General features: G+C 60.4%; 11 protein-coding genes. 7 read left to right on the top strand and 4 right to left on the bottom strand.

Translation table 11 applies throughout. The features are described 5' to 3' along the window. Positions 1–9 precede the first annotated feature (9 nt). From HU727_RS13535 to thiO, 4 genes are read left to right on the top strand one after another with little or no spacing between them, the layout of a single operon-like run. Positions 10–489, top strand: coding sequence for a pilus assembly PilX family protein (locus HU727_RS13535; RefSeq protein WP_186532460.1), 480 nt, complete (start codon positions 10–12; stop codon positions 487–489). Further along, positions 476–3,565 (top strand): pilus assembly protein, encoded by a 3,090-nt coding sequence (locus tag HU727_RS13530; protein WP_186532461.1) that lies wholly within the window; start codon positions 476–478, stop codon positions 3,563–3,565. Before HU727_RS13535 ends, HU727_RS13530 begins: the two co-directional genes overlap by 14 nt. 15 nt (positions 3,566–3,580) lie before the next feature. After that, positions 3,581–3,982 carry a type IV pilin protein gene (locus tag HU727_RS13525; RefSeq protein ID WP_186532462.1) on the top strand — a complete coding sequence of 134 codons (402 nt, stop codon included), beginning with the start codon at positions 3,581–3,583 and terminating at the stop codon, positions 3,980–3,982. 57 nt (positions 3,983–4,039) lie between these two features. Next, positions 4,040–5,155: a glycine oxidase ThiO gene (gene thiO / locus HU727_RS13520; RefSeq protein WP_186532463.1), complete on the top strand. Its 1,116-nt coding sequence runs from the start codon at positions 4,040–4,042 to the stop codon at positions 5,153–5,155. Positions 5,156–5,245: 90 nt separating this feature from the next. Here thiO and HU727_RS13515 read toward each other — a convergent pair whose 3' ends face one another. From HU727_RS13515 to HU727_RS13500, 4 genes are all read right to left on the bottom strand, one after another. Then, entirely contained in the window at positions 5,246–6,592 is a 1,347-nt protein-coding gene (locus HU727_RS13515; RefSeq protein ID WP_186532464.1) for a sigma-54-dependent transcriptional regulator, read from the bottom strand. Further along, positions 6,589–8,178 (bottom strand): sensor histidine kinase, encoded by a 1,590-nt coding sequence (locus HU727_RS13510; RefSeq protein WP_186532516.1) that lies wholly within the window; start codon positions 8,176–8,178, stop codon positions 6,589–6,591. Before HU727_RS13510 ends, HU727_RS13515 begins: the two co-directional genes overlap by 4 nt. Beyond that, positions 8,168–8,401, bottom strand: coding sequence for a PP0621 family protein (locus HU727_RS13505; protein ID WP_186532465.1), 234 nt, complete (start codon positions 8,399–8,401; stop codon positions 8,168–8,170). The genes HU727_RS13510 and HU727_RS13505 overlap by 11 nt, the downstream gene beginning before the upstream one ends. Positions 8,402–8,527: 126 nt before the next feature. Continuing rightward, positions 8,528–9,544, bottom strand: coding sequence for an outer membrane protein assembly factor BamD (locus HU727_RS13500; protein WP_186532466.1), 1,017 nt, complete (start codon positions 9,542–9,544; stop codon positions 8,528–8,530). 151 nt (positions 9,545–9,695) lie between these two features. Between HU727_RS13500 and rluD the strand changes: the two genes are divergently transcribed. From rluD to clpB, 3 genes are all read left to right on the top strand, one after another. Further along, entirely contained in the window at positions 9,696–10,658 is a 963-nt protein-coding gene (rluD, locus tag HU727_RS13495; RefSeq protein ID WP_186532467.1) for a 23S rRNA pseudouridine(1911/1915/1917) synthase RluD, read from the top strand. Beyond that, on the top strand, positions 10,655–11,377 hold the full coding sequence (gene pgeF, locus HU727_RS13490; RefSeq protein WP_186532468.1) for a peptidoglycan editing factor PgeF: 723 nt from the start codon (positions 10,655–10,657) through the stop codon (positions 11,375–11,377). The genes rluD and pgeF overlap by 4 nt, the downstream gene beginning before the upstream one ends. 130 nt (positions 11,378–11,507) lie before the next feature. After that, positions 11,508–14,072 carry an ATP-dependent chaperone ClpB gene (clpB, locus tag HU727_RS13485; protein WP_186532469.1) on the top strand — a complete coding sequence of 855 codons (2,565 nt, stop codon included), beginning with the start codon at positions 11,508–11,510 and terminating at the stop codon, positions 14,070–14,072. Positions 14,073–14,102: the final 30 nt, after the last annotated feature.

Here is a 14,102-nt window from a genome sequence, read left to right as displayed (position 1 = left end):
GGGGTGGCGATGAGGATTTGCTTGCATCAACGTCAGACGCAGCGCGGCATGGTATTGCTGGTCAGTCTGGTGTTTCTTCTGTTGCTGACGCTGATTGGTTTGTCGTCCATGCAAAGCGCCAACCTGCAGGAAAAAATGGCCGGCAGCGTCAGCCTGCGCAACCAGTCTTTCCAGACGGCCGAAGCGGCGTTGCGTGTCGGTGAAAGCGCGGTGCAACTGGATAGCTATGCGCTGGCGGTGTGCAGCGGCACAACGCAGTGTGCGCCGCCGGCGGAATCCTCAGTGGTCAATTCAGCAGGTTTCAACTCGACCTCAGGCGTGACCTGGGTCGCCGCCGGCAACGGCTTTTATGGGGTGCAGAACATCGGCACGACACTCACTGCGGTGAACGTGCCGAGCAACACCTCGGCAACCTTGTATCGAGTGACCGCAGTCGGCATCGCCGGCAATTCGCGTAGCGTGGTGGAGAGTGTCTATGCGAAGTATTGAGCGCTGCGGATCACTGTTGATCGGCATGCTGATGAGTTTGTATCTGGCAGCGCCGGCCTGGGCGTTCACGCCGTCCGATTCGCCGTTGTTGAGCGCGGCAGCGGTGGCGCCAAACGTGATGCTGCTGATCGACGATTCTGGAAGTATGAACAGCATCATTTACGCCGCCGGATTCGACCCGAACGTCAACCGCACACCCGCCCGGCAGTGCAATGCTTTCCTCGGATTGTGCTCAGCGCTCAATGCTCCGCAGATAACCGGCGACACCGTGTTTCTATCGAGCCTGCCGACCTCCGGGTGCTCGGGTGGCGCCTATGCGTTCTACAACAACAGCGTGGCGCCGTTGTGCCTGAAGCTTCCAGACCCCGTAGGCAACGAGAACACCCGTTATTCCGCTGATTACATTTCCTACATTGTCGGCCTGGCTAACAGCAACGGCACCCGCGACTTCACCACCGGGGCGATCCCCAACGATTACAGGATGAACGTGGCGCGCAACGTTTCCACTGCACTGGTGAGCAGCAACCGCACCTTGCGCATGGGCCTGTCGACGTTCAATCCGGCTACCAGCAGCAACCCGGGTAACGGCGGGTTTATCGCTCGCTCGATCACCGATTTGTCACCCGTCGCGGGCAGCGTCACCCAGGCCCAGGCAGACACCAACTACAACGCGCTGATCTCATCGATAAACGGCTTGAACGCCGTGGCCAATACACCGCTGGCCGAGACCTATTACGAAGTCACTCGCTACATGCGCGGCCTGACGCCTTACTACAACGGCACGCCGGCCACCTACACGAGCCCGATCCAGTACCGCTGCCAGAAAAACTACGGCGTGGTGATTACCGACGGCTTGCCCACCTACGACCGTACCTTCCCGACCAACGACCCGCTGGGCGGCAGCCGATTGCCGAACTGGGACGGCGTCAATAATGACGGCGACAACCCCAGCGGTGATGGCGAAGGCGACACGCTGTATCTGGATGACATCGCCAAGTTCGCCTTCGATATCGACATGCGCTCGACCGGCACCGACGCGGCAGGCAAAAGCTGGAACGCCGTGGATTTTCCCCGGCAGAACATGAACACCTATACCGTGGGTTTTGCGGCGAGTAACGACATGTTGTCCGACGCCGCCAGCTACGGTCAGGGCAGGTATTACCAGGCGACCGACAGCTCGGGACTCAATGCCGCGTTATCGTCGGCATTGAGCGATATCACGTCCAAGGCTGGCTCCGGCGGCGGCGGTGTTTCCAGCGGCACCACGTTGGCCAGTGGCACCAGCTATTTCCAGACCAGTTACGATCCGAGGGATTGGCGCGGGACGATAAAGTCGTTCGGCTTCACGTCAGCCGGCGCGGTGAATACCTCGGCCACCCTGTGGACCACCGATACCACGATTGTCCCCGGCGCTACCGCGCCGACATTCCAGTCCTGGAACACAGCGAACAACGCGGCAGTCAACCTGTCCTTCGGCAACTTTTCCGTCCCTCAGCAGGCCACGCTCAGCCAGGGCTTGCCCACCGGCATGACTGGCACCGATCTGGTGGAATGGAGCAAAGGCACCAACAAGGCCGGCCTGAAGGTGCGCAGCGTATTGCTGGGCGACATCATCAATTCGCCGCTGGTGCTCGCCTCTCCAACGGAGCAAACCGCATCCGACCTGTCGGGTGACACCACCTACAGCACCTATCTGGCCACCAAAGCGGCCAACATGAATGCCAGTCTGGTGGTGAATGCCAACGATGGCTTCGTCAGCGTCATCAACACGGCCAACGGGACTCGCCGTTACGCCTACATGCCGTCGAGTGTGCTCCCGTCACTTCGGTTCATTGCCGATCCTAACTACGTAAACGGTGTCAGCCACAAGTTTCTGGTGGATGGACAGGTTGGCGTATATGACGCGCAGATCAGCGGCGCGTGGAAAACCCTGGCCATCGGTGGCACCGGGGCCGGCGGCAAGACCTTTTATGCGTTGCAGCTATTCGACGCTTCGGCGGGGAACGTGACACGCGCCCTGTGGGAAGTCAGCGCGCCTGCCACTGCAAGCACCGGCAACGCTTTTAATGATCTGGGTTATGCGTACGCTCGTCCGGAAGTGGCACGCTTGGCCGATGGTCGTTGGGCGGCGTTCATTGCCAACGGCTTCGGCAGTAACTCCGGTGTGGCGGCGTTGTATGTGCTGGATGTGCGCGACGGCTCCCTGATCAGGAAGATCGTTGTCGACAGCACGGAAACCGGCAATGGCTTGTCTTCGGTGAAGCTGCGAGTCAATTCGCAGAACGTGGTGCAGGCGGCCTATGGCGGCGATCTGAATGGCCGGCTCTGGAAGTTCGACCTCAGTGCCACGGCGGCGGACAGCTGGGGCGTAGCATTTTCCGGCAGACCGTTGTTCACCACGGTGGGTGGGGCAACTCAGCCGATCACCGCGCAACCGCTGCTGGCGGATAACCCGCAGGGAGGCAAACAGATTTTCATTGGCACCGGTAAATTCAACGAAACCGCCGACAAGACCAACAAGGATTCGCAAGCGTTCTATTCGGTGTGGGATGCCGAGGGTGGCTCGGGGCAGATAACCGTCAGCAGTTTGCAGCCGCAAGCCATTACCGGTGTGTTCTCCGGCAGCTCCGGGCAATTTGTGACCACAACGCAAAATGACACAACGTATCCGGGGGAGAAGGGCTGGTACCTGCCATTGGTGTATAACAACGCGCTGACGGGTGAGCGAGTGATCAATCAGGCCAGCCTCGTGCTCGGGCGGATCATTTTCACCACGGCGAGCGTCGATACCACGGACCCGTGTTCCAGTTTCGGCACCGGCAAACTGATCGAACTCGAGGCATTCAGCGGTAAGATGCTCAACTATGCGGTGCTCGACACCAACGCCGATGGCGTGGTCGACAGCAACGACACAATATCCAGTGGCGTGGTGTTCACGGGTGGCATACCCACCCTGAACGCCATCGTCAAAGAAGCAACACGCAAAATCGTCAACGACTCCAGTGGCGGCGTGACCACGCTGGTAGAGAAAGCCGGCGGCGGCAGCCGTCGTATCATGTGGCGACAAATTCAGTAAGCGAGAGAGTGAGGCATGCGCAGATCCAGCCGAGGTTTTACCCTGATCGAGATCATGATCGTGATTGCGATTATCGGGATCATCCTCACCATCAGCGTTCCCAGCTACAACGAATACGTAAAAAAAGGTCGCCGTGCTGAAGTGGTGTCACTGCTCTCGGAGCAGGCGCAAACCCTCGAACGTTTCTATACGCGAAACAATGTCTACACCGGCGTCACCGGGCTGAGCGCAGGCAATGATTTCTACACCATTACCCCAACGCTGACTGACCAGACCTTCCTGCTGACTGCGACCCGTAAAACGGGCACGGCCATGGCGACCGACAAGTGCGGGGATTTCACCCTGACCAACACCGGCGTGCGAAGCATGAACAACGCGACCACCGGAGTGACCGCGAAGGATTGCTGGGGCCGCTGACGCACTCTTTTTCCGGCGCCTTTAGCGCCCACTGTCTTATTCACGGTTGGATCAAACATGACCAGGCAACAGCAAGTGGTGATTGTCGGTGGCGGGGTGATTGGCCTGCTGACTGCCTACAACCTAGCCTCCGAAGTGGGCAGCGTGGTGCTGCTGGATCGGTCCAATGTCGGCCAGGAGTCGTCCTGGGCAGGCGGTGGAATTGTCTCGCCGCTGTACCCGTGGCGCTACAGCCCTGCAGTTACCGCGCTGGCCCATTGGTCGCAGGATTTTTATCCACAGCTTGGCGCGCGCTTGTTTGCCGATACAGGGGTTGATCCGCAAGTGCACACCACCGGCCTTTACTGGCTGGATCTGGACGATGAAGTGGAGGCGCTGGCCTGGGCCGAACGGGAAAATAGGCCGCTGCGGGCTGTGGATATCTCGGCAGCGCATGACGCGGTGCCGGTGCTCGGCGGTGGGTTTTCCCGGGCGATCTACATGGCTGATGTGGCGAATGTACGCAATCCACGGCTGGTCAAGTCGCTGAAAGCGGCACTGCTGGCGCTGCCGAACGTGACGATTCACGAGCAATGCGAGGTCAGTGGATTCCTGCGTGAAGGTCAGCGCGTGGTAGGCGTGCAAACCGGCACGGGTGTGATCAAGGGCGATCAGGTTGTGCTGACGGCGGGCGCGTGGAGCGGTGATCTGCTCAAAACTCTGGACCTGACGCTGCCGGTCGAACCAGTCAAGGGCCAGATGATTCTGTACAAGTGCGCGGCTGACTTCCTGCCGAGCATGGTATTGGCGAAAGGGCGTTATGCGATTCCGCGTCGCGACGGCCATATCCTGATCGGTAGCACGCTTGAGCATGAAGGCTACGACAAGACCCCGACCGACGTGGCACTGGCAAGCCTCAAGGCTTCGGCGATCGAATTGTTGCCGGCACTGGCGGATGCTGAAGTGGTCGGGCATTGGGCCGGCTTGCGTCCGGGGTCGCCGGAAGGGGTTCCGTATATCGGGCGGGTGCCGGGGTTCGAAGGTTTGTGGTTGAACTGCGGGCATTACCGTAACGGGCTGGTGCTGGCACCTGCGTCGTGTCAGTTGTTTGCCGATGTGATGCTGGGCAGGACGCCGATTATTGATCCGCTGCCGTATGAGCCTGCGGGTCGGACCCAGCCAGATCTTCATTGATACTCGCTAAACCGCTTTCGCGAGCAGGCTCGCTCCCACAGGGGTTGATCATTCCGAACGTGGGAGTGAGCCTGCTCGCGATAGGGCTCTTCAATCCAAACCCAACTTCTTCAGCCGATACCGCATCGACCGGAACGAAAGACTCAACCGCTGCGCCGCCGCCGTGCGGTTCCAGCGGGTTTCCTCCAGGGCCTGCAGGATCAGCTTGCGCTCGACGCTCTCCAGATAATCCTCAAGATTATCGATCTGCGTCAGGTCGGCAGCCGCGCCATCCACCGCGCAGTGGCCCTCGCTCAAGCGCAGGTCCTGCGCGTCGATCGCGCGGTTTTCACACAGGGTATGCGCGCGCTCGAGTACATTCTCCAGTTCGCGCACGTTGCCCGGAAAGCGATAATTCTTCAGTGCCTCCAACGCCTGCGGATGCAGGCGCGCTTCGGGCTGCCCAGTGTCTTTGGCCAGGCGTCTGAGCACGTGCGTCGCCAGTGTTTCGATGTCATCGCGGCGCTCGCGCAGGGAAGGCACGCGCAATTCGATGACATTGAGCCGGTAATACAAATCCTGACGAAAACGCCCGGCAGCGACCTCGGCCTCGAGGTCTTTGTGCGTGGCACAGAGGATGCGTACGTCAACCACGGTTTCGAGTTGACCGCCCACGCTGCGCACGGCTTTTTCCTGAATCGCGCGCAGCAGCTTCACCTGCATTGACAGCGGCAGATCCGCCACTTCATCAAGAAACAGCGTGCCGCCCTGCGCCGCCTGGAACAGCCCCGGCTTGTCTTCGACGGCGCCGGTGAAGCTGCCTTTGCGGTGGCCGAAGAACTCGCTTTCCATCAGCTCGGACGGGATGGCGCCGCAGTTCACCGGGACAAACGGCTGGCTCGCGCGGGCGCCCTGTTCGTGGATCAGTCTTGCGACCAGCTCCTTGCCGCTGCCCGACTCGCCGCTGATATACACCGGCGCCTGGCTGCGCGCCAGCTTGTCGATCTGCCTGCGCAAATTCGCCATCGGTTGCGAATCGCCCAACAGCCGTCGCTCGATGGCGGTGCTCAAGCCGCCCGCCGTCGGCATGCGCAAGGCTGCGCTGACCAGCTCGCGTAATCGCGGCAGCTCCACCGGTTTGGTGAGAAAGTCGAACGCCCCGGCCTTCAGTGCATTGATTGCCGTTTCGAGACTTCCATACGCGGTGATCATCGCCACCGGCAGGTGGGGAGCGCGTTGCTGGATGTGCTGGACCAACTCCAGCCCGGTGCCGTCGGGCAGGCGCATGTCGGTTAGGCACAGGTCAAAGTGCTCGCGCTGCAACAGCGCCTGGGCCTCGCCCAGATTACGTGCGCTGAACGTATCGAGTTTCATCCGCCCCAAGGTAATTTCCAGGAGCTCGCGGATATCCGGTTCGTCGTCGACGATTAGAATTTTTTGCCGTGGGCTTGTATTCAACTTTGTTTCCGTCCGTGAGCAAAGGTGATGCGAAAGCAGCCGCCGCCTTGGCGTGGTTTGAAGTCTAGGCGTGCCTGATTGCTTTCGCACAGCTCACGGGACAGATAAAGGCCAAGGCCGGTGCCCTGGTTGCTGGTGGTGAAGAACGGTTCGAATAGATGCGCCTGCTCATCGGCCGAAACGCCCGGGCCGTTGTCCTGCACTTCCAGCACCGCCAACTGGCTGTCGGGGTCGATGAACAGTGCCAGCCAGACCTCGGCCTGATCATGTAGTTGGGCGCTGTGGCGCCAGGCGTTGCGGATCAGATTGTCGAGAATCTGCCTGAGCTGGTTGGGGTCCATCAGGGTGGTGAAATCCCCCGAATTGATGCGCAGATGAATCTGTTGGCGCTCGGTCGCCTGCTCGCGGATTTCAGCGACGAAATTTTCCAGCCACGGCTTGAGATCCAGCCGTTGCGGTGCGCTCTGCTGGCGGCGGGACAATTGCAGGACGTTTTCGATGACTCGGTTCATGCGCTGGCAGTGGTCTTGAATAATCTGCGTCAGACGCCGATCGGCACTGTCGAGTTCCTCGGATTCAGCCAACAGCTGCGCGGCATGGCTGATCGCACCCAGTGGATTGCGAATTTCGTGAGAGATGCCGGCCGTCAGACGCCCGAGCGCGGCGAGTTTCAGTTGCTGAGCCTGCTGAGTGATCTGCGCCAGGTCTTCGAGAAAAACCAGCGTCTGCTGATTCGGGCTCTGTCCGAGGCCGATGAAACTCGGTTGCAGTTCCTGGGTATTGCCTGGGATTTTCAGGCTCTGCGGGCGCAAGGTCGGGTTATTCGTCCACAGTTGCAGGCGGTCGACCAGCGCCGGTGAGTAGTCATCGATCAGATGACCCTGCAAATGAGTTTGCCCCAGCAGGGTCTGCGCGCTGTGGTTGGCCAGTTGTACCCGACGCTTCTCGTCGAGCACCAGAATGCCGGTGCGCATGCGCTGCAGAATGAGCGCATTCAGCGCTTCCAGGCCCACCACTTCGCTGGCGCGCTGTTCTGCAAGGGTTTCACTGACTTCAAGACGCCGAATCAGCCCCTGCACCAGCAGCGAGGCGGCAAAGCACAGCGCGCCGAGGGTGCCGGCTTGCAGGTATTCGTTGGCGCTCAGGGGATGACTGAAACTGAGCAGGAAACTCAGGCCGACGATGCCGATAGCCCCGATGGCGGCAATCAGCAGGCCGATGCGCCGTCGCAGCAGGGTGTTGCTGATCGCCACCGAGACGATCAGCAAATTGCCCAGCGCACTGGCTACGCCGCCGGCGGCGTAGAACAGGCCGCACAACAGCAGCACATCGACGAGCGCCAGACTGAACAGTTGCGAAGGGCGTCGGGTGTTTTCGAGAAAAACCACCAGCAGCATGTTGATGATCAGGTATAGCCAGCTGCCGCCGCGCAACAGGTCGTCGTTGGCCGACGTCAGAAGCTGGTTGTCCATGTTGCTGGAGATCAGCAACACCAGCGTGATGCCGACGCTTAAACGGTACAGATGATAAAGGCGCAGCAGACGCTGAGCCTGTTTACTGTCGGCGTTAGCGGTCTCAGCGACCACTGGAACCGGGGCCTTGCTCAAGATGAGCCTGGCTGCAATACCACTGTTGTTGATCACCCAATGCGCGGTCGCGCGGCAGATGCACGCCGCAATGGGCGCAACGCACCATCGGCGGGGCGTCCTGTTCGCGCGGCGATTGGGTGGACGAAGCGGGGGCCTTGAATTTACGCCAAAGCCAGATGGCGGCGAAGATCAGGGCAATCCAGAACAATAAACGAAGCATGATGAGCGGCTTTTCGACGGATGATCCGGCAGTTTAGCCAAGGACCTGATCAGCGCACAGCCTATTAAATCGTGACAATAAAAAAGGGAGATCCGCAGATCTCCCTTTTTCGTCCATCCGGTGTGATCAGTCGAACACGCCGAAGGTCATGTAGCTGAACCAGGAGCGGTCAGTGTCGGTGGATTCCGGCTCCGGCTCTTCGATCACGTCGCCATTTTCGTCTTTAGGCTTGAGCTCGTTCGGGATGGCGTCCTTGGCATCCTGGAATTGCTTCTGCACGTCCTGGTTGGCGCGGGTTTCGCCCGGCGGCAGGGGTGGACGCGACTCGATCAGGCCCAAGGTAGCCTTGCTCAGGAACGAACGGTTGTCGGCTTCGGCCACGCGAGGCACGAACTGACCGTCCTGCAGGCTTGGGTGGTCCGGGTAGTTGAGCTTCAGGGTTTCCAGGCTGGTGGCGGCCAGATCATCGAGGTGCAGACGCTGGTACGCTTCGGTCATGACCGCCAGGCCGTCGCCGACCGATGGGGTTTCCTGGAAGTTTTCCACCACGTAACGGCCACGGTTGGCGGCAGCGACGTAGGCCTGACGGGTCAGGTAGTAGTCGGCCACGTGGATTTCGTAGGCAGCCAGCAGGTTGCGCAGATAAATCATGCGCTGCTTGGCGTCCGGCGCGTAGCGGCTGTTCGGGTAGCGGCTGGTCAGCTGCGCGAACTCGTTGTACGAGTCGCGTGCGGCGCCCGGGTCACGCTTGGTCATGTCCAGCGGCAGGAAGCGCGCCAGCAGGCCGACGTCCTGGTCGAACGAGGTCAGGCCCTTGAGGTAGTACGCGTAATCCACGTTCGGATGCTGCGGATGCAAACGAATGAAACGCTCGGCGGCGGACTTGGCAGCTTCCGGCTCGGCGTTCTTGTAGTTGGCGTAGATCAACTCCAGCTGAGCCTGATCGGCGTAGCGACCGAACGGATAACGCGACTCCAGCGCCTTCAGCTTGGCTGTGGCGCTGGTGTAGCTGTTGTTGTCCAGATCAGTCTGAGCCTGCTGATACAGCTCGGCTTCGCTGAGGTTTTCGTCTACGACTTCCTTCGATGAGCAAGCAGCGGTCAATGCGAGGATGGCGATCAGCAGCAGGTGTTTCACTTGCATGGCGGCTTGCGTCCCTATGACGGCCGCTGTCTTGGGCGGGGCCGTCCTGTTATGATGAGCGCCCCGTTGAAAAGCCTCGGGGCAAAAGACGCCGTATTTAACCACAAGCGCGCAGCCGAAACCAAAGGCTGTGCCGACGCCCAGTCAGAGCATGTCCGATAAAATAGAACTTCGCGCAGAGGTGCCGTCCGAATTGGGCGGCCAACGCCTCGATCAAGTCGCCGCCCAACTCTTCGCTGAGCACTCACGCTCGCGCCTTTCCGCCTGGATCAAAGAAGGTCGCCTGACTGTGGACGGGGCGGTGATCCGCCCGCGCGACATTGTGCATGGCGGTGCCATCCTTGAGCTGACTGCCGAGCAGGAAGCCCAGGGCGAATGGATCGCCCAGGACATCGAGCTCGACATCGTCTATGAAGACGACGACATTCTGGTGATCAACAAGCCGGCGGGCCTGGTGGTGCACCCGGCTGCCGGTCACGCCGATGGCACCCTGCTCAACGCCTTGCTGCACCACGTGCCGGACATCATCAATGTCCCGCGCGCCGGTATCGTGCATCGTCTGGACAAGGACACCACCGGTCTGATGGTGGTGGCCAAGACCATTCAGGCGCAGACCAAACTGGTCACGCAGTTGCAGAGCCGCAGCGTCAGCCGTATCTACGAGTGCATCGTGATCGGCGTCGTGACGGCCGGGGGCAAGATCAACGCCCCGATCGGTCGTCATGGCCAGCAGCGTCAGCGCATGGCAGTAATGGAAGGCGGCAAGCCTGCCGTCAGCCACTACCGCGTGCTGGAGCGCTTCCGTTCGCACACCCACGTACGGGTGAAGCTGGAAACCGGTCGTACCCACCAGATCCGCGTGCACATGGCTCACATCAACTTCCCGTTGGTCGGCGACCCTGCATACGGCGGTCGTTTCCGCATTCCGCCCGCCGCCAATATCAACATGGTGGAAACCCTCAAGCAATTCCCGCGTCAAGCGTTGCACGCGCGGTTCCTTGAGCTGGATCACCCGACGAGCGGTGAGCGGATGAGCTGGGAATCTCCGCTGCCGGAAGATTTTGTCTGGCTGCTGACCCTGCTCAAGCAGGATCGCGAGGCCTTCGTCGGATGAACTGGCTGACGCCGGACTGGCCTGCGCCGGCCAGCGTCAGAGCCTGTGTCACCACCCGCGAGGGTGGTGTCAGCGAAGCGCCGTACGAAAGCCTCAACCTGGGCGATCATGTCGATGATCGCCCCGAAGCGGTCGCCGAGAATCGTCGGCGTCTGACCGATCACTTCTCTATAAAGCCTGCCTGGTTGCAGCAAGTGCACGGGACTGCCGTGGCGCATGCTGATCCAGGCGTGGTTGCGACCGCCGATGCCAGTTGGACGGCGACGCCCGGCATTGCCTGCGCCGCAATGACCGCTGACTGCCTGCCGGCATTGTTCTGCAACCGCGCCGGCACCCGGGTTGCAGCGGCCCATGCCGGTTGGCGTGGTCTGGCGGCGGGCGTGCTTGAAGCCACGCTCGACAGCCTCGATGTTCCAGCGCAAGACATTCTGGTCTGGCTTGGCCCGGCCATCGGTCCAACAGCTTTTGAAGTCGGCCCGGAAGTGCGTCAAGTCTTCGTCGAGCAATTGCCGGAAGCGGCGACAGCCTTTGTCCCGAGCCACAACCCCGGCAAGTTCATGGCTGACATCTATGAGCTGGCGCGCCTGCGTCTGGCGGTCCGTGGCGTCACGGCGGTTTACGGCGGCGGATTCTGCACCGTGACCGATCCGCGCTTCTACTCTTACCGGCGTTCCCCGCGCACCGGTCGGTTTGCCTCTTTAGTCTGGCTCAGCCGCTAGACTGTCTGATCTGCATCAACCCTGCGACGCTTGAATCTTGCAGAATCGACCGCATCTATAGCGGTATCTGGCAGGTTTCTTCATTCAGGATGGTTTCTTAGGTCCGGCCTGCTCAAAAGGAAGGTGACCCATGCGTATAGACCGTTTAACCAGCAAATTACAGTTGGCCTTGTCCGACGCCCAGTCGTTGGCGGTTGGCCACGATCATCCGGCCATTGAGCCGGCGCACCTGATGCACGCCATGCTTGAACAGCAGGGTGGTTCGATCAAGCCTCTGCTGATGCAGGTTGGCTTTGACGTCAACAGTCTGCGAAAAGAGCTGACCAAAGAGCTCGATCAATTACCGAAAATCCAGAATCCGACGGGCGACGTGAATATGTCGCAGGATTTGGCGCGCCTGCTCAACCAGGCCGACCGTCTGGCCCAGCAAAAAGGCGATCAGTTCATCTCCAGCGAACTGGTGCTGCTGGCCGCGATGGACGAGAACAGCAAGCTTGGCAAGTTGCTGCTTGGTCAGGGGGTGAGCAAGAAGGCCCTGGAAAACGCGATCAACAACCTGCGTGGTGGCGAAGCCGTCAATGACGCCAACCACGAGGAGTCGCGTCAGGCGCTGGACAAATACACCGTCGACCTGACCAAGCGCGCCGAAGACGGCAAGCTCGATCCGGTGATCGGTCGCGATGACGAAATTCGTCGCACCATTCAGGTCCTGCAGCGCCGGACCAAGAACAACCCGGTGCTGATCGGTGAGCCCGGCGTCGGCAAGACCGCCATCGCCGAAGGCCTGGCTCAACGCATTATCAACGGCGAAGTGCCGGACGGCCTCAAGGGCAAGCGTCTGCTGTCGCTGGACATGGGCGCACTGATTGCCGGTGCCAAGTATCGCGGTGAATTCGAAGAGCGCCTCAAAGGGCTGCTCAACGAGCTGTCGAAACAGGAAGGGCAGATCATTCTGTTCATCGACGAATTGCACACCATGGTCGGCGCCGGTAAGGGCGAAGGCTCGATGGACGCTGGCAACATGCTCAAGCCCGCGCTGGCTCGCGGCGAACTGCATTGCGTCGGTGCGACCACGCTCAACGAGTATCGCCAGTACATAGAGAAAGACGCGGCGCTTGAGCGGCGTTTCCAGAAAGTATTGGTAGATGAGCCGAGCGAAGAGGACACCATTGCGATCCTGCGTGGCCTGAAAGAACGTTACGAGGTTCACCACAAGGTTGCGATCACCGACGGCGCGATCATCGCGGCGGCCAAGCTCAGCCATCGCTACATCACTGACCGTCAGTTGCCGGACAAGGCCATCGACCTGATCGACGAGGCCGCCAGCCGCATCCGTATGGAGATCGACTCCAAGCCGGAAGTGCTCGATCGTCTGGAACGACGCCTGATTCAGTTGAAGGTTGAATCCCAGGCGCTAAAGAAAGAAAGCGACGACGCGGCGAAGAAACGCCTGGAAAAACTTCAGGAAGAAATCGAGCGCCATGAGCGTGAGTACTCGGATCTCGAAGAAATCTGGAACTCGGAAAAAGCCGAGGTGCAGGGTTCTGCGCAGATTCAGCAGAAGATCGAACAGTCCCGTCAGGAACTGGAAACCGCACGGCGCAAAGGTGACCTGAATCGCATGGCCGAGTTGCAGTACGGGGTGATCCCTGACCTGGAGCGCAGCCTGCAGATGGTCGATCAGCACGGCAAGAGCGAAAACCAGTTGCTGCGCAGCAAAGTGACTGAGGAAGAGATTGCCGAAGTCGTGTCGAAATGGACCGGCATCCCGGTGTCGAAAATGCTCGAAGGCGAGCGCGACAAGCTGATGAAGATGGAGAGCCTGTTGCACAAACGGGTGATCGGTCAGGAAGAAGCCGTGGTCGCGGTGGCCAACGCTGTCCGGCGTTCGCGTGCCGGGCTGTCGGACCCGAACCGTCCGAGTGGCTCGTTCATGTTCCTCGGCCCGACCGGTGTGGGCAAAACCGAGTTGTGCAAGGCGCTGGCCGAATTCCTCTTCGATACTGAAGAGGCGATGGTGCGAATCGACATGTCCGAGTTCATGGAAAAACATTCCGTGGCTCGCCTGATCGGTGCGCCGCCGGGATACGTCGGTTACGAGGAGGGCGGTTACCTGACCGAAGCCGTGCGGCGCAAGCCTTACTCGGTGATCCTGATGGACGAGGTCGAAAAGGCGCATCCGGATGTGTTCAACATCCTGCTGCAGGTGCTTGAGGATGGTCGCCTGACCGACAGCCATGGCCGTACGGTGGACTTCCGCAATACCGTGATCGTGATGACCTCCAACCTTGGCTCGATGCAGATCCAGGAACTGGTCGGTGATCGTGAGGCGCAACGTGCAGCCGTCATGGACGCGCTGACGTCGCACTTCCGGCCGGAATTCATCAACCGGGTAGACGAAGTGGTGATCTTCGAGCCGCTTGCGCGAGATCAGATCGCGGGCATCACCGAGATCCAGCTGGGCCGTCTGCGTAGCCGTCTGGCCGAGCGCGAGCTGAAGCTGGAGCTGAGTCCGGAAGCGATGGACAAGCTGATTGCTGTCGGTTACGACCCAGTGTATGGCGCGCGGCCGTTGAAACGTGCCATTCAGCGCTGGATCGAAAACCCGCTGGCGCAGTTGATCCTGTCGGGGCATTTCCTGCCCGGCGCGACGGCGACAGGCGCTGTCGTGAACGACGAAATCGTTTTCAACTGAGTCTCGGCGTCAATGAAACAGGGAAGGCCT

This window comes from Pseudomonas khorasanensis (genome assembly GCF_014268505.2).
Classification (GTDB): domain Bacteria; phylum Pseudomonadota; class Gammaproteobacteria; order Pseudomonadales; family Pseudomonadaceae; genus Aquipseudomonas; species Aquipseudomonas khorasanensis.
Note: the sequence above shows the minus strand (reverse complement) of the source record. Positions and strands in the feature narration are given on the sequence as shown.